Raw genomic sequence first — 17,329 nt, 5'->3', positions numbered from 1 at the left:
CGCCGGCCCGCATCCGGGCGGATCGCGGTCCGCCGCGGCCCCGCTGGTCAGGCCGCGCTCGCCGTGCGCAAGGTCCTGACCGGCTCGGACGTGGCGTGGATCGCCGCGTCCGCCACCCGGCCGAGCCGGATCGCCTCGGCGAAGTCCTCGATCGGCGCGGGCCGGCCCAGCAGGTAGCCCTGCGCCTCCTGGCACGCCTCCGCCCCCAGGAAGCTCAGCTCCGCGGGCGTCTCGACTCCCTCGGCCAGGACCGGCAGGCCGAGGCCGCGCCCAAGCCCCAGCACCGCCCGCAGGATCGCCGCCGTCTCGGTGTTGACGTCGACCGCGCGGATGAAGGAGCGGTCGATCTTGATCTTGTCGAACGGGAAGGCGCGCAGGTTCGACAGCGACGAGTAGCCGGTGCCGAAATCGTCCATGGCGACGCGGACGCCGAGGGCCTTGAGGCGGCGCAGGGTGGCGAGCGCCCGGGCCGGATCGCGCACCAGCGCGGTCTCGGTGATCTCCAGTTCGAGGCGCCCGGGCCGGAGGCCGGTCTGGAGCAGGATCTCGTGCAGGGTCTGGGCGAAGTCCGGACCGTGGAGCTGGACCGCCGAGACGTTCACAGCCACGCGCAGCGGACGCTCCCAGCCGGCCGCCTCCCGGCAGGTCTCGCGCAGCACCCAGTCGCCGATGGCCAGGATCGCTCCGGTCTCCTCCGCGACCGGGATGAAATGGTCCGGCGGCACACTCCCACGCTCGGGATGGTTCCAGCGCAGCAGGGCCTCGAACCCCACCAGCTCCCCCGACATCACGTCCATCTGCGGCTGATACAGGACCGTGAACTCCCCGCGCGACACCGCCAGCCGCAGGTCGTGCTCCAGCGAGCGCCGGTCGCGGATCTGCGTGCCCAGCACCGCATCGTAGAACTGGTAATTGCCCCGGCCTTCCGCCTTCGCGTGGTAGAGCGCGGCATCGGCGTGGCTCATCAGCGCCTCGCGCTCGTCGGCGTCGCGCGGGGAGAACGCGATGCCGATGCTGGTCGAGATCGGCGGCAGGCCGCTCGCCCTCTGGTTCTCGGCCCGGATCGCCTCCAGGATCCGCTCGGCGAGATGCACCGCCTCCGCCTCCCCGAAGCCGGGCGCCAGGATGGCGAACTCGTCGCCGCCCAGCCGCGCCATCATCTGGCGCTCGTCGAGGAGCGCGGGGATGCAGGAGGCCACCGCCTGCAGCATCGCGTCGCCCGCGGCGTGGCCGAAGAGGTCGTTCACGTCCTTGAATCGGTCGAGGTCGAGGCAGAGCACCGCCAGAGGTCGGCCGCTCGCCTTGGCGAGCTCGATTTCCTGTTCCACGCGCTCGTTGAAGCTCGTGCGGTTCGGCAGCCGGGTCAGGGCGTCGTGGCGGGCGAGGAACTGGATGTGCTGCTCGGCCTGCTGGCGTGCCCGCAGGTCGCGCACCGCGATCGCGAGATGCGGGCGGCCCGCGAAGGCGATCGTGCGCAGGATCATCTCGACCGGAATCGGCCTGCCGTCCGGCCCGGGGAGATCGGCCTCGACGATGCCGTCGGACCCGGCCGCGCCGGCGGCCACTCTCCCCCGCTCCATCACGTCCGCCGGGACGATCTCGGACAGGGAGCGCCCGGCCAGGCTCTCGGCGCTGCGCCCCAGCAGCCGCACGAGGCTGGTGTTGGCGGTCACGATCCGGTCGCCGTCGCACACGGCGATGCCCTCGACCGCAGCGTTGGCGAGGCTCTCCATCAGCTCCTGCTGCTCGCGCCGCCGCCTTGCCCTGCTGTCGAGCATGACGGAGGTGAAGGCGAGGACCAACAGAGTCAGGCTGGCGAATCCGATCTGGGAGGCCAGCCCGTGGTCCGCGATCCTGGCCTCGGCGCTGCCCGCGCCGACCCGGACGCCGCTCGCCGCCAGGAAATGGTGGACCGGGAGCGCAAGGGTGAGAATGAAGCAGCCCGTCTTCTGGTGCGCGGGGCCGTCGCGCAGCACCTGCGACAGGGCCAGGGCGCCGAGCAGCGCGGCGATCAAGGCGGCCGCGATGAGCCGCAGCGGATCGACCGTCACCGCGCCGGCCGCGGCGTAGCTGCCGAGGCCGATCGCGTGGGCGACGGCCAGACCTCCACCGATCAGCGCTCCGCCGAGCGACGGTCCCCAGGTCCTGCCGACCGACACGCTCGTGCGCAGACCGGCCCCGGTGAGCATGATCATCGCCACCGCCGAGAGGATCGTCGGTCCGGCATGCTCCGCGAGCGGGCCGCCTGGGCGGGAGGCGAGCACGGCCACGACGTGCGACGCCCACAGGCCGAAACCGCTCGCGACCGCCGCGAGTGCGAGCCAGATCCCGCGCGTGCGCTCGGCGGCCGCTCGCGCGTGGTGGGCGAGGTCGACGGCGGTGAGCGAGGCGAGCACCCCGAGCAGCAAGGAGAGACCGAGAAGCCTGAGGTCGTGCCGCTCGGCCACCACCTGGAAGAGATCGCCCATCGCCCGTCTACCCGCATGCCGTAAGGCCATGCTGCCTCAGGTGCCCTTGCGGATCGGTAAAGTTGTGGGGCGGATGTCCGCCGGCGTACCGCCGCGGGCGCCCGCCCGGGGCCGGAAGATCCGCCCGGGCTTGTGCGCCAGAGCACTGCGACGGGACGACAATTCGTCTCTAATGCAATACGACTCCTGGCGAGCAGCCGGGGGGCTCATCGCAGGGGCGGCCACCATGAGCACGCGTGGGAGGGGGAAATGGACGGCGACGCGTCCGCGCAGGACGCGTCGGGGCAAGGAGGCGGCGAGCACCCGCTGTCTCCACGTGGTGGACATCCTCGATGCCTACACGCCCTGGGATTCCGCGCCCGCGAACGACGACGTGGCCGTGCCGCGCCGTGCCGCGGCCCGGCTCGGGCCGACGGGCCCCAGGCTGCGGATCGTCTCCGAAGCGGGCTCCTGAGCCGTCCTGAACCGTGCTCCGTCAGGACGGCCCGGGGCGGGTCTGTCTTTGCGCCTGGTCCTGCCTCGTCCGCCGCCGGATGATCGTCGCGGCGGACGTGGCCGGAGCGATCACGGATCGCAGGGCATGACGGTGGCGGACTGGGACACCAGCGCGGCGAGGTCGCGCAGGTCCGCCGGCTGACGGGGGCTGCGCGCGACCGCGGCGGCCTCCTTCTGAAGACGGGCGTTGCAGGCGCAGGACGGGATCCCGCCGGAGGGGGTGCAGGCGTCGTGGTGCATGCAGGCCACGTCGAGCGCGTCCACCGGCCGGCTCCCGCGCTGGCCCGGGCCGCAGAAATTGCCGTGGAACACCATCGATCCGTCCGTCAGCGGCGAGCCCGGGATGGCCGGAATGATCACGCGCCCGCCCGGAGCCGGCGCGATCAGCGTGCCCTGTGCCTGCGCACCCGTCACCGCGCCAAGACAAGACGCCACAAGCAGCAGAAAGGCCGCCAGCCCGGAGAAGTTGCGCGCCCTCATATCGTCTGACCTCCACCTGAAGCACCCCTTGGCCGCACTATGCCATTATTTGAGATTATTGGAAGTACTTAAGTGCATCCGGCCCACAAGGCGGGGCGGTGCGCGGCCGGTGGAAGCGGTTGACCGCGAGCGCACCCGGCGGCTATGTTCCTGATTTGTTCGGAACGAGCCCTGAGGATCCCGCCCCCGTCATGGCGAGCGCGCAGACAGGCAGGACGCTGTTCTTCTTCGAGAAGCCGTCGGCGATGCGCCAGCTGCAGCGCTTCTTCCGCGCGCCGACCACGGTCTGCGTCGCCGCCGAGGGCCATCTGCTGGCGGCGGAGGAGCCGGGCGCGATCCGGGCCGAATGGAAGCCCTGGCGCTTCGAGGCGCTGCCGATCGCGGTCGAGCGGATCCCGGTGGCCTATGCGCGCAGCCGCTCGGGCGCCTCGCATGCCGGCAAGGTCGAGGCGATCCGGGCCGCGCTCGCGGGTGTGGACCGGGTGATCATCGCCACCGATCCCGGGCGCGAGGGCTCGATGATCGCCTGGGAGGTGCTGGAGCATCTCGGCTATCGCGGCCGCGTTGACCGGCTGAAGCTCGGGGCGCTGGACGAGGTCTCGATCCGCCGCGCCTTCGCGGCGCTGGCGCGCGAACCGGATTCCGGGGAGCGCGACTACGCGGCCTATCTGGAGGCTCTGTGCCGCCGCTACGAGGACTGGCATCTCGGCCTCAACGGCACCCGGGCGATGTCGCTGCGCCTGCGTCCGCCGGCCTTCCGCGAGCCGTGGCGGTTCGGCGGGGTGCAGACGCCGACGCTGGCGATCCTGGCCGATCTCGAACGACGAATCCGGGATTTCGTGCCGCGCGACTTCTTCAAAATCGCCCTGCCGGTGGAGGCCGAGGGCGGCGCGGCGCTGACCCTCTGGCACGCGCCCAAGGAGCGGATCTTCGCGCGCGAGGAGGCCGAGGCGATCCGCGAGGCCGCTTCCGCCTGGGCCGGCCCGCTCGCGGTGGCGCAGCGGGACGTGCGGCGCCCGCCCCCGCGGCTGTTCTCGAAGGACACGCTGGCCCGCCGCTGCGCCAAGCGCTTCGGCTGGGACCCGCAGGTCACCGCCGGCTACGCGCAGGATCTCTACGACCGCGGCTTCCTGAGCTACCCGCGCACCGAATCCGAGCACCTGCCGGAGGCGCAGGCCGGCGATGCGGCGCTCGTCGTCGCGGCGGCGGCCGGCATCCTCGGCCTCCCGCCCGACCTCGCGCCGGGACCGGACGCGATCGTGGTGCGGCGCGGACCGCGGGGCCACTACGTCCGGGATCCGGGGGAGCACCACGCCATCGTGCCGCTGCGCAAGGTGCCGCGCCCGGGCGAGGTCGGGCCGGAGGCATGGCGCCTGTGGGACCTCGTCGCGCGCAGCTTCATCGCCGCCCACCTGCCGGACGGGATCGACGCGCGCACCACCGTCTCGGCGCAGGTCGCGACCCCGCTTGGCCCGAAGCGCTTCGCCGTCACCGGCAGCGTCGTGCGCGCGCCGGGCTGGCGTGCGCTCTACGGGGCGGAGGCCGAGGACGACGATCCGGTTCCCGGCAAGGCGCGCCAGGACGACGAGCCGGCCGCGGGCCGGCTGCCGCCCCTGCGCGACGGCGCGCCGGCGCGGGCCCTGGACGCGCGCGTCGAGACCGCCCGCACCGAGCCGCCCCGGCGCATCACCCGGGGCGAACTGCCGGTGGTGATGGGCCGCCTCGTCGATCAGGTGGAGGATCCGGCGCTCAAGCGGGCGCTGGAAAACCCGGTCAATCCCAACGAGCCCAAGGGTCTGGGCACCGCCGCGACGCGCGACGCGGTGCTGCCGAAGCTGGTCAAGAGCCGCTACGTGGCGCTCGCCCGGGGCAAGGACCCGGCGATCGAGGTCACGGAGGCGGGCCTCGCCTTCATCGACGCGGTGCGCCGGGTGTTTCCGGCCTATGGCGACCCGGTCGGGCGCGCGGTGTTCGAGGCCGACCTCGCCGAGATCGGCCGGGCGACGACCCGGGCCGAGGCGGCCCGGCGCGCCGAGGAGTTCTGCCGCCGCACCCGCGGGCGGCTCGACGCGCTCATCGCCGCCGTGGCGGGCGCCGATCGGCTCGCCGTGGAGGGCGCTCCCTCCCCCGCCCCGGGCCGCGCCCCCACTCCGGCGATGATCGCTTTCGCCACCGCGCTCGCGGCCCGCAAGGGGGTGCGGCTGCCGCGGGGCCTCAAGACCAGTGCAGCCGTGTGCCGGGGCTTCCTCGACGCGCATGCCGAGCGCCGCGAAGCTCCGCCCCCGGGTGAGACCCGTCCGCCGACGCCGGCGATGCTTCGCTTCGCGCAGGCCCTGGCCCGCGAGAAGGCCCTCGACGGCCTGCCGCCCGAGGTCGAGATCGACCACGCCGCCTGCCGCCGCTTCCTCGATGCGCATGCGGCGCGATCGACCGGGTCGGAGCCGAGGGCCAAGCCGGTGGACCGGTCCCGCGGCAAGCGCGGGTCCGACGGCACGGCCGCGCCGCGGCGGACCCGCCGGCCCCGCGCCGTGCGGCGAACCGCGGATGCGGGATCGGTGCCGCCCTGAGCCGCGCCAGCCTCCTCCCGGGCGAAGGCCGAGGGGGCTCGGCGCGCGATCTCAGGCGCCGCCCCGCACCACCGCCCGGATCCCGCCCAGGCACCGGTCCAGATCCCGCTCATCGCTCCAGACGTGTGGGCTGACGCGCAGCGCGCCGAGGCGCTTGCTGACGAAGACGTTTCGCTCCCGCAGGCGCTCGACCGCACCGGGCGGCAGGCCGCCGGGGAGGCGCAGGCCGAGGATGTGCGCAACCCGCCGGCCGCGCGGCGGCACCGGCAGGTCCAGCGCGGCGAGACCCTCCGCGAGACGGTCCGTCAGGGCGGCGAGCCGGGCCTGGATCGCCGGCACGCCCCAGCCGGCGATCAGCTCCATCCCGGCGGCGGCCATCGGCAGCCCGACCGGATCGTTGCACTCGCCCCGGTCGTAGCGGCGCGCGCCGGCGGCCGGCGGCCGGTTGCCCGAATTCTCCTCCAGGGGCGGGCCGTCCTGCCGGTGCGGCGCCGCGTACAGGAAGGCGAGGCTGTAGGGGCCGAGCACCCACTTGTAGGTCGGGAACGCCAGGAAGTCGGGCCGGAGACGGCCCACATCCACCGGCACGGCACCGACCGCCTGCGTGGCGTCCACCACGAGCGCGGCGCCCGCCGCGCGGATCGCGGGGGCGAGGGCGTCGAGGTCGATCGGTGTGCCGTCCGACCAGTGCAGGGGGGTGAGGGCCGCGACCGCGAGCGGCGGCGCGCCCGGGCGGGTGACGGCCGCGTGCAGGGCGGCGGTCCAGTCGCCGTCCGCCGGCCGGGGCACGACCTCGACGCTCATCCCGTGGCGCGCGGCCATCTGGTCCCAGGCGAAGCACAGGGAGGGAAACTCGTCGGCGACGCGCAGGATGCGGCCGCCCGGCAGGGGTGCGATCGCGCCGGCCGCGGTGGCGATGGCGTGGCTCACCGAGCCGACGATGGCGATGTCGTCCGCGGCCGCGCCGATGAGCGCCGCGGCCGCGCGGCGCGCCCGCTCGGCCTCGGCCGGGACCGCCTCGCGCGGATGCGCCCAGGGCTGGCGCTTCACCAGCAGGCCCGCCTCGCCCGCCTCGCGCACGGGACGGGGCACGGGCGACCACGCGGCGGCGTCGAGATAGCTGACGGGATCCGGGATCTCGAACAGGGCGCGCTGGCAGGGAAGCGGGACGATCGGGCTCATGCCGGCAGGGTACAGGGGCTGTCCCGCAACGGAAAAGGGCCGCCTCGCGGCGGCCCTTCCCGTGTGTGACGTGAGCCTCTGGACCTCAGAAGTCCATGCCGCCCATGCCGCCGCCGCCCGGCATGGCCGGCGGGGCTTCCTTCTTCGGCGCGTCGGCGACCATCGCCTCGGTGGTCACCAGCAGGCCGGCCACGGAGGCGGCGTCCTGCAGGGCGGTGCGCACCACCTTGGCGGGATCGACGATGCCGGCCTGGATCAGGTCGACATAGGTCTCGTTCTGGGCGTCGAAGCCGAAGCTCTGCGAGGAGTTCTCGCTGACCTTGCCGACCACGATCGAGCCCTCGACGCCGGCATTCGCGGCGATCTGCCGGATCGGAGCCTCGAGCGCCTTCAGGACGATCTTGATGCCGGCCTGGACGTCGGCGTTGTCGCTCTTGAGGTCCCGGATGGCATCGCGCGCCCGCAGCAGGGCCGCGCCGCCGCCCGGAACGATGCCCTCTTCCACCGCCGCGCGGGTGGCGTGCAGGGCGTCGTCCACGCGGTCCTTCTTCTCCTTCACCTCGACCTCGGTCGCGCCGCCGACGCGGATCACCGCGACGCCGCCCGCGAGCTTGGCCAGGCGCTCCTGCAGCTTCTCGCGGTCGTAGTCCGAGGTGGTCTCCTCGATCTGCGCCTTGATCTGCTGGACGCGCGCCTCGATGTCGGCCTTGTCGCCGGCGCCGTCGATGATCGTGGTGTTCTCCTTCTCGATGCGCACCCGCTTGGCGCGGCCGAGCATCGGGAGGGTCACGTTCTCCAGCTTGATGCCGAGATCCTCGGCGATCATCTGACCGGCGGTCAGGATCGCGATGTCCTCCAGCATGGCCTTGCGGCGGTCACCGAAGCCCGGCGCCTTCACGGCCGCGACCTTGAGGCCGCCGCGCAGCTTGTTGACCACCAGGGTGGCCAGCGCCTCGCCCTCGATGTCCTCGGCGACGATCAGCAGCGGCTTGCCGGTCTGAACGACGGCCTCGAGCACCGGCAGCATGGCCTGCAGCGAGGAGAGCTTCTTCTCGTGGATCAGGATGTAGGGATCCTCGAGCTCGGCGATCATCTTCTCCGCGTTCGTGATGAAGTACGGGGAGAGATAGCCGCGGTCGAACTGCATGCCCTCGACGACGTCGAGCTCGGTCTCGGCGGTCTTCGCCTCCTCGACCGTGATCACGCCCTCGTTGCCGACCTTCTGCATCGCCTGCGCGATCATCGCGCCGATGTCCTTGTCGCCGTTCGACGAGATGGTGCCGACCTGGGCGATCTCCTCCGAGGCCGAGACCTTCTTGGAGCGGCCCTGGATGTCCTTCACCACGGCGGTGACCGCGAGGTCGATGCCGCGCTTCAGGTCCATCGGGTTCATGCCGGCGGCGACGTACTTGGCGCCTTCCTTGACGATGGCCTGGGCCAGCACGGTCGCGGTGGTGGTGCCGTCGCCCGCGAGGTCGTTGGTCTTCGAGGCCACTTCGCGCACCATCTGGGCGCCCATGTTCTCGAACTTGTCGGCGAGCTCGATCTCCTTGGCGACGGTGACGCCGTCCTTGGTGATGCGGGGGGCACCGAAGCTCTTCTCGATCACGACGTTGCGGCCCTTGGGGCCGAGCGTGACCTTCACGGCATCCGCCAGGATGTCGACGCCGCGCAGCATCTTCTCGCGAGCGTCGGAGGCGAAACGAACGTCTTTCGCTGCCATGTCCAATCCTCTCTCAACGATTAAGGGGTTCGTCCGTGCGGCGCTTTTGGCGGAGCGCGGCGGCCCGGACGCGAAACGGACCTGCCGGGTGCCCTCAGGCGAGGACGCCCATGATGTCGGATTCCTTCATGATCAGGAGGTCCTGACCATCGATCTTGACCTCGGTGCCGGACCACTTGCCGAACAGGACGCGGTCGCCGGCCTTGACGTCGAGCGGGCTGACCTTGCCGGTCTCGTCCCGGGCGCCCGGGCCGACGGCGACGATCTCGCCCTCCTGCGGCTTCTCCTTGGCGGTATCCGGGATGATGATGCCGCCCTTGGTCTTCTCCTCGCTCTCGATGCGACGGACGACCACGCGGTCGTGCAGCGGACGGAATTGCATGAGCTGCCCTCTTGCTTCCCACAAGGACTTGCGCTTGGTGCGGCGGCGAGGCGCCTGCCGGGGCTGTTAGCACTCACCAGGGTCGAGTGCCAACCGCTGGCGGCGAGATAGGCGGAGCCTTCCGGCGAGTCAAGGCGTTCGTGGCCCTTGAGGCCGCGTTTGCGCACGGGCGGGCAGGACGCGCATGGAGCATCGCCACCGCCTGGAGGATCGCACGCCTGAGCCGAACCGCGTCTGGATCGACCTCGCCGGGCCGGACGAGGCGGCGATCGCCCGCACCGAGGCGCTCACCGGCCTCGCTCTGCCCAGTTGCGCGGACCTGCGCGAGGTCGAGCGGTCGAGCCGGCTGCGCCGCCAGCGGGATGCCCTGGTGCTCAGCACGCCGATGGTGTCGTTCGACGGCGCGCCCGGGCTTCACCCGCTCGGCTTCGTGCTCGCGCGCGACCGGCTCGTCACTCTGCGCTTCCAGGCGCTGCCGCCCTTCGAGGCAGTGGCCCGCCGGCAGGCCGAGCCGGACGGGCCGCGCACCAGCACGGCGCTGTTCGGCGCCCTGCTCGCCGAACTCGTCGACGCGCTGGCCGACCGGCTGGAGGCGATGAGCGATGCCCTCGACGCGCTCTCCGGCCGCGTGTTCGACTTCGACCTCGGCCGGGGCGGTGCCCCGAAACGGCGCGACCGCGCGCTGCGGCAGATCCTCGGCGAGGTCGGCCGCAGCGGCAAGGCCCTGTCGATGCTGCGCGCCGCCCTGCTCGGCCTCGGGCGGATCGTGCCCTTCGTGGCCGCGGAGGCGGAGCCCTGGCTCGGCCCCGAGGAGCACACGCATCTGGAGATCCTGCGCCTCGACATCGTCTCGCTCGAAGAGTTCGAGACCCGGCTCTCCGAGACGGTGCAGTTCCTGCTCGATGCCACCCTCGGCCTCGTCAACATGGAGCAGAACAACACCTTCCGGGTGCTCACCGTCGTCTCGGTGATCGGCATCCCGCCGACGCTGGTGGCGTCGATCTACGGCATGAACTTCAAGACGATGCCGGAACTCGACTGGGCCTGGGGCTATCCCTACGGTCTCGCCCTGATCGCGCTCAGCGCGCTCGCGCCGGCCCTGTACTTCCGCATCAAGGGCTGGTTCTGAACCGGCCCGGACGATTCCCGGTCTTTCTCAATCCTTTCGCAATGGGTCCTCAGCATCGTCCCGTCGAGTTCGGCGTGTTCGGGCGCGGTCCGCCGCGCTTTATGCTGAAGGAATGCTTTATGAACATTCGACATGATTTTTCCACGGCGCGGCCCGCCGGGATCCTGCCGCCTCAGCCGGGGATCCGCGAGATCGCCGAGGCGCTGGGCTACTCGCCCGACTGGAACTGGAGCTGGGAGAACTACAAGCCGATGCTGCTGGCGCTGGCCGAGTCTTATGGCCTGCGCGACCATCTGGAGATCGGCGGCGGGCGCGATCCGGTGTTCAGCGAGGCGGACCTCGCGCGCCACGACATCCGGGTGACGATCAACGACATCTCCGAGACGGAGCTCGCGCTGGCGCCGGCCGCCTTCTCGAAGCTGTGCTGCGACATCGCCGCGCCGACGACGGTCGCGCAGGTCGGCCGGGAGCGGTTCGACTTCGCCTATTGCCGGATGGTGATGGAGCACGTCGAGGACGTCGCCCAGATGTGGCGCAACGTGCACGCGGTGCTGCGGCCCGGCGGCGCGGCCCTGAGCTTCTTTCCCACGCTCTACGCGCCGCCCTTCGTGCTCAACGAGCTGATGCCGGAGCGCCTGTCGCGGGCGGTGCTGCACACCTTCTTTCCCGACCGGCGCGACGGCGGCGAGAACCCGAAATTCCCGGCCCACTACACGCTCTGCCGCGGCAGCGAGCGGGTCCTCGTGCCGCTCCTGCGCGAGATCGGCTTCCGCGAGGTCGAGGTGCTGCCCTTCTACGGCTACAGCTACTTCTGGAAGGTGCCGGGTCTGCGCCAGGTCGACGCCGCCTTCACGGCGCTGGCGCGGGCGCGGGACTGGCGCACCTTCACGAGCTTCGCCTACGTGATCGTGCGCAAGTGAGGCCGCGATGAAGATCGTCGTCGTTGCCGACCACGCCGCCATCAACGGCGGGCAGACCAAGGTCGCGATCGAGAGCGCGCTCGGGCTCGCGGGCCGCGGCCATCGCGTGGTGTACTTCGCGGCCGTCGGTCCCGCCGACCCGCGCCTCGCCGCGGCCGGGATCGAGGTGATCGTCCTCGGCCAGACCGACGTGGCGCAGACCCGCTCGCTCGCGGCCTTCGGCGTGCAATGGCTCTGGAACCGGCCGGCGGCGGCGGCGCTGCGGGACCTGCTCGCCGCCTGCGACCCGCACGACACGGTGGTGCACGTCCATGCCTGGGCCAAGGCGCTCTCGCCCTCGCTCGGGCCGGTGCTGCGGGCAAGCCCCGTCCCGGCGGTGCTGACGCTGCACGAATACTACCTCGCCTGCCCGAACGGCGGCTTCTACGACTATCCGGTCTCGGCGGCCTGCCAGCGCGCCCCCCTGTCGGCCGCCTGCCTCGCGCACAATTGCGATTCGCGCAGCTACGCCCGCAAGCTGATGCGCGTCGGACGCCACGTCCTGATGCAGCAGACCGGCCTAATCGAGGGCCTCTCCGCCCTCCTCACCATCAGCCGGCTCCAGCGCGACGTCACCGCCCCCTACCTGCCGGCGAACCTGCCCCATTACGAGGTGCCAAACCCGATCGATGCCTTGCCCCTCGGCCCGAAGCCGGACGGCGCCTCGGGCGATCTCGTCTTCGTCGGTCGCCTCTCGCCCGAGAAGGGGGCGCGCCTCTTCGCCGAGGCGGCGCGCCGGGCGGGCCTGCCGGCGGTGTTCGTCGGCGACGGGCCGCAGCGGGCCGAACTGGAGGCGGCCTATCCCGAGGCACGGTTCGCCGGCTGGCAGGACCCGGCCGCGGTGAAGCGGAGCCTGCGCGCGGCGCGGGCCCTGGTCTTCCCCTCGGTCTGGTACGAGGGCCAGCCGCTCACGGTGCTCGAATCCCTGGCGATGGGCACCCCGGTGATCGTCAGCGATCTCTGCGCCGGCCGCGAGGCGGTGCGCGACGGGGTGAGCGGCCTGTGGTTTCGCTCCGGCGACGTCGCCTCGCTCGCCGAGGCGATGGTGCGGCTCTCCGACGACGCCACCGCGCGCCGGATGGCGCAGGCGGCCTACGACCTGTTCTGGGCCGACCCCCTGACGATGGAGCGCCACCTCGACGGTCTGGAACGCGTCTACCGCGAGGTGGCGCCGAGCCCGGCCGCCAGCCGCGCGGCGAGCGCGCGCGCCGGAGCCGCCGCACCCGCCGGCCCGCGCCCGGTGCCGTCGGCGCGCTAGGCACCGGACGATCGCGCCGCGGATCCTGCCTATTTTGTGGGCAGCGCTGGCAGCGCTGCCGCGCCGAACTCTCCCGCGGCGATCCTGGCAGGGCTCTTGCAACCCCGTCGCGAACGAGTTCGCACGGGGTCCCGCAGCATGTCGATCACTCACCGCAGCCTGTCGGTCGCCGCGGCCCTGGGCCTCTGTCTGGCCGGGCCGGCCGCCGCGCAGGGCGTGCTGCGCATCGGCATGACGGCGTCCGACATTCCCCTCACCACCGGACAGGCGGATAACGGCGGCGAGGGCATGCGCTTCACGGGCTACACGGCCTACGATGCGCTCATCAACTGGGATCTCAGCCGCTCCGACAGGGCCTCCGAGCTGACGCCAGGCCTCGCGACCACGTGGAAGGCCGATCCCAACGACACCAAGAAGTGGATTTTCACCCTGCGGGAGGGCGTGACCTTCCACGACGGGTCGCCCTTCAACGCGGATGCGGTGGTCTGGAACTTCGACAAGCTCCTCAAGAACGACGCGCCGCAATTCGATCCGCGCCAGTCGGCGCAGGGGCGCATCCGCATCCCGAGCGTCGCGAGCTACCGCGCCGTCGATCCGATGACGATCGAGATCACCACCAAGACCCCGGATGCGACCCTGCCGTTCCAGATCGCCTGGATCCTGATGTCCTCGCCCGCCAACTGGGAGAAGCAGGGCAGGAGCTGGGACGCGGTCGCCAAGGCGCCCTCCGGCACCGGACCGTGGAAGATCGCCGCCTTCGTGCCGCGCGAGCGGGCCGAACTCGTGCCGAACACGGCCTACTGGGACAAGGGCCGGGTCCCGAAGCTCGACAAGCTGGTGCTGGTGCCGCTGCCGGAGGCCAATGCCCGCGTGGCGGCCCTGCGCTCGGGGCAGGTGGACTGGATCGAGGCCCCCGCCCCCGACGCCCTGCCCTCGCTCAAGTCGGCCGGGTTCAAGCTCGTCACCAACCTCTACCCGCACAACTGGACCTGGCACCTGTCGCGGACCGAGACCTCGCCCTGGAACGACATCCGCATCCGCAAGGCCGCGAATCTCGCGGTGGACCGCGAGGGATTGAAGGAGTTCCTCGGCGGCCTCGCGGTGCCGGCGGAGGGCTTCATGACCCCGGGCCATCCCTGGTTTGGCACGCCGACCTTCAAGGTGAAGTACGACCCCGAGGCCGCCAAGGCGCTGCTGAAGGAGGCCGGTTACGGGCCGCAGAAGCCGGTCTCGACCAAGATCCTGATCTCGGCCTCGGGCTCGGGACAGATGCAGCCCCTGCCGATGAACGAATTCGTGCAGCAGAGCCTCGCCGAGGTCGGCATCAAGGTCGACTTCGAGGTCGTCGAGTGGAACACGCTCATCAACATCTGGCGCGCCGGCGCCAAGAGCGACATGGCGCGCGGCGCCACCGGCATGAATTATTCCTACCTGATCCAGGATCCGTTCACGGCCTTCATCCGGCACGCCCAGTGCAATCTCGCCGCACCGAACGGGACCAACTGGGGCTATTATTGCGATCCGGCGATGGACAAGCTGTTCGACGAGATCCGCAGCACCTTCGATCCGGAGGCCCAGAAGACGGTGCTGCGGAAGGTGCACGAGAAATTCGTGGACGACGCCCTGTTCCTGATGGTGACGCACGACGTCAATCCGCGCGCGATGAGTCCGAAGGTGAAGGGCTTCGTGCAGGCACAGAGCTGGTTCCAGAACTTCTCTTCGATCACAATGGACAAGTGATCCGACGCGGCGAGGCCCCATGCTCACCTTCGTCCTCAAGCGCATCGCCTATGCGGCGCCAGTCGCCCTCGGGGTCAGCCTCGTGTGCTTCCTCCTCGTCCACCTCGCGCCGGGCGACCCCCTGAGCGCGATCCTGCCGGTGGACGCCACGGCCGAGATGCAGGCGCAGATGCGCGCGGCCTACGGCTTGGACAAGCCGCTGCCGGTCCAGTACGGGCTCTGGCTCTGGAAGGTGCTGCAGGGCGACCTCGGCACCTCGATCGCCACCGGCCGCCCGGTCCTGTCTGAGGTCGGCCGGGCGGTGAGCAACAGCCTGATCCTCGCCTCGGTGGCGACGCTGATCGGCTTCACGTTCGGCACCTTCTTCGGCTTCGTCGCGGGCTACGCCCAGGATTCCTGGCTCGACCGGGCCGCCTCGGCCATCGCGGTGTTCGGGGTGAGCGTGCCGCATTACTGGCTCGGCATCGTGCTCGTCATCATCTTCTCGGCGACGCTGGGCTGGCTGCCGCCCACCGGCGCGGGGCCGCAGGGGTCGGGCAACTGGTGGCCGGACGCCGAGCACCTGCGCTACCTCGTGCTGCCCGCCATCACCATGTCGGTGATCCCGATGGGCGTGATCTCCCGCACCGTGCGGGCGCTCGTCGGCGACATCCTGCACCAGGACTTCGTGCAGGCCCTGCGCGCCAAGGGCCTGTCCGAGTTCGGCGTGTTCAAGCACGTGGTCAAGAACGCGGCGCCCACCGCCATCGCCATCATGGGCCTGCAGCTCGGCTACCTGCTCGGCGGCTCGATCCTGATCGAGACCGTCTTCGCCTGGCCGGGCACCGGCTTCCTCCTCAACGCCGCGATCTTCCAGCGCGACCTGCCCCTCCTTCAGGGGACGATCCTCGTGCTGGCGATGTTCTTCGTGACCCTGAATCTCTTGGTCGACGTGGTGCAGACCGCCCTCGACCCCCGCATCCAGAGGGCGTGAGACGATGACGACGCCGACCTCCCTCGCCTCCGCCGATCCGGGCGCCGCCGCGGCGGCACCGGTCGAGATCGCCGAGGCGCCGATCCAGGCCGGGCGCGGCTACTGGGGCAGCGTGCTCGCACGCCTCGTGCGCGATCCGGTCGCCATGGCGGCAGCCTTCGTGATCCTGTGCATCGTCCTGGCGGCGATCTTCGCGCCGCTCATCGCCCCGATGGACCCGTTCAAGGGCTCGATGATCCGCCGCCTCAAGCCGGTCGGCGACGCCACCTACTGGCTCGGCTCGGACGAGCTCGGCCGCGACATGCTGAGCCGTCTCCTCTACGCCGGCCGCCTGTCGCTGTTCATGGGCGTGCTGCCGGTCGTCATCGCGTTCTTCATCGGCTCGGGCCTCGGCATCCTCGCCGGCTACGCCGGGGGCTGGATCAACACGCTGATCATGCGCGTGGTCGACGTCTTCTTCGCCTTCCCGTCAGTGCTGCTCGCCATCGCGCTCTCGGGGGCGCTCGGCGCCGGCATCCTCAACTCCATCGTGTCGCTCACCGTCGTGTTCGTGCCCCAGATCACGCGCGTGGCCGAGAGCGTCACGGTGCAGATCCGCAACCGCGACTACGTGGAGGCGGCGCGCGTCTCGGGCGCCAACCCCTTCCGGGTGGTGCGGGTGCAGGTGCTCGGCAACGTGCTGGGACCGGTCTTCGTCTACGCGACGAGCCTGATCTCGGTCTCGATGATCCTGGCCTCGGGCCTCTCGTTCCTCGGCCTCGGCGTGAAGCCGCCGGAGCCGGAATGGGGCCTGATGCTCAACACCCTGCGCACCGCGATCTACGTCAATCCGCTGGTCGCGGCTTTGCCCGGCGTGATGATCTTCCTCACCTCGATCTCCTTCAACCTGCTCTCGGACGGGCTGCGCTCGGCCATGGAGGTGCGCCAATGAGCGAGACCCTCGACACCCGCGACCGCGGCGGCCCGGCCCAGCCCCTCCTCGCGGTCCGGGGCTTGGTGAAGCATTTCGTCTCCAAGGGCGGCCTGTTCTCCAAGGGGCCGATCGTGCGGGCCGTCGACGGGGTCGATTTCGAGGTGATGAAGGGCGAGACCCTCGGCGTGGTCGGCGAATCCGGCTGCGGCAAGTCCACCACCGCCCGCCTCCTGATGCAGATCAACCAGCCCGACCGGGGCGAGATCGTCTTCGACGGCGAGTTGCTCGGCTCGCGCGCCCTCGACCTGAAGACCTACCGCCGCCAGGTGCAGATGGTCTTCCAGGATTCCTACGCCTCGCTCAATCCGCGCCTCACCGTCGAGGAGACGGTGGCGTTCGGGCCGCAATCGCACGGGCAGTCGCGCAAGGAGGCGCTCGGCCGCGCGCACGACCTCCTGCGCCGCGTCGGCCTCGAACCGCGCCGCTTCGGCGGGCGCTACCCGCACGAGGTCTCGGGCGGGCAGCGCCAGCGCGTGAACATCGCCCGGGCGCTCGCCCTGGAGCCGCGCCTGCTCATCCTCGACGAGGCGGTCTCGGCCCTCGACAAGTCGGTGGAGGCGCAGGTGCTCAACCTGCTGGCCGATCTCAAGCGGGATTTCGGCCTCACCTACATCTTCATCTCGCACGACCTCAACGTCGTGCGCTTCATGTCCGACCGGGTGATGGTGATGTATCTCGGACAGGTGGCCGAGCTCGGCCCGGCCGACGACATCCTCGCCTCGCCGCGCCATCCCTACACGGCGGCGCTGCTCGCCTCGCAGCCCTCCACCGACCCGCAGGCCCGCATCAGCGAGGCGCCGCTCACCGGCGATCCGCCGAATCCGATCAACCCGCCCCCGGGCTGCCGCTTCCACACCCGCTGCCGCTTCGCCGCGCCCGTCTGCAGCACGCGCGAGCCCGGCCTCGACCCCGTCGCGCCCTCGCATCTCGCGGCCTGCCACATGGCGGTGCCGGGCTCCGGGCACCCCGAGGCGCCCTCCCTCCCCATGGCGGCCTGAGC

13 protein-coding genes are annotated in these 17,329 nt (G+C 71.5%); 8 read left to right on the top strand and 5 right to left on the bottom strand.

All coding sequences use genetic code 11. The features are described from left to right. Positions 1-47: 47 nt before the first annotated feature. Both MFF61_RS14555 and MFF61_RS14550 read right to left on the bottom strand, forming a co-directional pair. Positions 48-2,468: a putative bifunctional diguanylate cyclase/phosphodiesterase gene (locus MFF61_RS14555; protein ID WP_238235775.1), complete on the bottom strand. Its 2,421-nt coding sequence runs from the start codon at positions 2,466-2,468 to the stop codon at positions 48-50. Positions 2,469-3,032: 564 nt separating this feature from the next. Beyond that, the gene (locus tag MFF61_RS14550) at positions 3,033-3,443 is read right to left on the bottom strand and encodes a phospholipase A2 family protein (RefSeq protein ID WP_238235774.1); all 411 of its coding nucleotides are present in this window, start codon (positions 3,441-3,443) and stop codon (positions 3,033-3,035) included. Between the two features lie 191 nt (positions 3,444-3,634). Between MFF61_RS14550 and MFF61_RS14545 the strand changes: the two genes are divergently transcribed. Further along, complete coding sequence (locus MFF61_RS14545) at positions 3,635-6,010, top strand: DNA topoisomerase (RefSeq protein ID WP_238235773.1); 2,376 nt, start codon at positions 3,635-3,637, stop codon at positions 6,008-6,010. Between the two features lie 51 nt (positions 6,011-6,061). Here MFF61_RS14545 and MFF61_RS14540 read toward each other — a convergent pair whose 3' ends face one another. The 3 genes from MFF61_RS14540 to groES form a co-directional block, all read right to left on the bottom strand. Beyond that, complete coding sequence (locus MFF61_RS14540; RefSeq protein WP_238235772.1) at positions 6,062-7,192, bottom strand: aminotransferase class V-fold PLP-dependent enzyme; 1,131 nt, start codon at positions 7,190-7,192, stop codon at positions 6,062-6,064. Between the two features lie 85 nt (positions 7,193-7,277). Continuing rightward, positions 7,278-8,915, bottom strand: a complete 1,638-nt coding sequence (groL, locus tag MFF61_RS14535) for a chaperonin GroEL (RefSeq protein WP_238235771.1) — start codon at positions 8,913-8,915, stop codon at positions 7,278-7,280. Positions 8,916-9,009: 94 nt separating this feature from the next. Continuing rightward, positions 9,010-9,297: a co-chaperone GroES gene (groES, locus tag MFF61_RS14530; protein WP_238235770.1), complete on the bottom strand. Its 288-nt coding sequence runs from the start codon at positions 9,295-9,297 to the stop codon at positions 9,010-9,012. A 184-nt stretch (positions 9,298-9,481) separates the two neighbouring features. Here groES and MFF61_RS14525 point away from each other — a divergent pair, with 184 nt between their 5' ends. The 7 genes from MFF61_RS14525 (at position 9,482) to MFF61_RS14495 (ending at position 17,327) form a co-directional block, all read left to right on the top strand. Then, positions 9,482-10,426 (top strand): CorA family divalent cation transporter, encoded by a 945-nt coding sequence (locus tag MFF61_RS14525; RefSeq protein WP_238235769.1) that lies wholly within the window; start codon positions 9,482-9,484, stop codon positions 10,424-10,426. Between the two features lie 119 nt (positions 10,427-10,545). Further along, positions 10,546-11,346: a class I SAM-dependent methyltransferase gene (locus MFF61_RS14520; protein WP_238235768.1), complete on the top strand. Its 801-nt coding sequence runs from the start codon at positions 10,546-10,548 to the stop codon at positions 11,344-11,346. A gap of 7 nt (positions 11,347-11,353) precedes the next feature. Next, positions 11,354-12,643: a glycosyltransferase family 4 protein gene (locus MFF61_RS14515; protein ID WP_238235767.1), complete on the top strand. Its 1,290-nt coding sequence runs from the start codon at positions 11,354-11,356 to the stop codon at positions 12,641-12,643. A gap of 138 nt (positions 12,644-12,781) precedes the next feature. After that, positions 12,782-14,383, top strand: coding sequence for an ABC transporter substrate-binding protein (locus MFF61_RS14510; protein WP_238235766.1), 1,602 nt, complete (start codon positions 12,782-12,784; stop codon positions 14,381-14,383). Between the two features lie 19 nt (positions 14,384-14,402). Continuing rightward, positions 14,403-15,356: an ABC transporter permease gene (locus MFF61_RS14505; RefSeq protein WP_238235765.1), complete on the top strand. Its 954-nt coding sequence runs from the start codon at positions 14,403-14,405 to the stop codon at positions 15,354-15,356. Between the two features lie 4 nt (positions 15,357-15,360). Then, a complete protein-coding gene (locus tag MFF61_RS14500) occupies positions 15,361-16,287 on the top strand; it encodes an ABC transporter permease (RefSeq protein ID WP_238235764.1) in 927 nt (308 codons plus the stop codon). After that, positions 16,284-17,327: an ABC transporter ATP-binding protein gene (locus MFF61_RS14495; protein ID WP_238235763.1), complete on the top strand. Its 1,044-nt coding sequence runs from the start codon at positions 16,284-16,286 to the stop codon at positions 17,325-17,327. The genes MFF61_RS14500 and MFF61_RS14495 overlap by 4 nt, the downstream gene beginning before the upstream one ends. Positions 17,328-17,329 lie beyond the last annotated feature (2 nt).

Source organism: Methylobacterium isbiliense, from assembly GCF_022179325.1.
Lineage (GTDB): Bacteria > Pseudomonadota > Alphaproteobacteria > Rhizobiales > Beijerinckiaceae > Methylobacterium > Methylobacterium isbiliense.
This window is presented reverse-complemented; position numbering and strand designations above follow the sequence as displayed.

Bases quoted from the DNA above. Each gene is read 5' to 3' on its own strand.
- MFF61_RS14555 (WP_238235775.1), bottom strand. From the start codon at position 2,468: ATGGGCGATCTCTTCCAGGTGGTGGCCGAGCGGCACGACCTCAGGCTT.
- MFF61_RS14550 (WP_238235774.1), bottom strand. From the start codon at position 3,443: ATGAGGGCGCGCAACTTCTCCGGGCTGGCGGCCTTTCTGCTGCTTGTG.
- MFF61_RS14545 (WP_238235773.1), top strand. From the start codon at position 3,635: ATGGCGAGCGCGCAGACAGGCAGGACGCTGTTCTTCTTCGAGAAGCCG.
- MFF61_RS14540 (WP_238235772.1), bottom strand. From the start codon at position 7,192: ATGAGCCCGATCGTCCCGCTTCCCTGCCAGCGCGCCCTGTTCGAGATC.
- groL (WP_238235771.1), bottom strand. From the start codon at position 8,915: ATGGCAGCGAAAGACGTTCGTTTCGCCTCCGACGCTCGCGAGAAGATG.
- groES (WP_238235770.1), bottom strand. From the start codon at position 9,297: ATGCAATTCCGTCCGCTGCACGACCGCGTGGTCGTCCGTCGCATCGAG.
- MFF61_RS14525 (WP_238235769.1), top strand. From the start codon at position 9,482: ATGGAGCATCGCCACCGCCTGGAGGATCGCACGCCTGAGCCGAACCGC.
- MFF61_RS14520 (WP_238235768.1), top strand. From the start codon at position 10,546: ATGAACATTCGACATGATTTTTCCACGGCGCGGCCCGCCGGGATCCTG.
- MFF61_RS14515 (WP_238235767.1), top strand. From the start codon at position 11,354: ATGAAGATCGTCGTCGTTGCCGACCACGCCGCCATCAACGGCGGGCAG.
- MFF61_RS14510 (WP_238235766.1), top strand. From the start codon at position 12,782: ATGTCGATCACTCACCGCAGCCTGTCGGTCGCCGCGGCCCTGGGCCTC.
- MFF61_RS14505 (WP_238235765.1), top strand. From the start codon at position 14,403: ATGCTCACCTTCGTCCTCAAGCGCATCGCCTATGCGGCGCCAGTCGCC.
- MFF61_RS14500 (WP_238235764.1), top strand. From the start codon at position 15,361: ATGACGACGCCGACCTCCCTCGCCTCCGCCGATCCGGGCGCCGCCGCG.
- MFF61_RS14495 (WP_238235763.1), top strand. From the start codon at position 16,284: ATGAGCGAGACCCTCGACACCCGCGACCGCGGCGGCCCGGCCCAGCCC.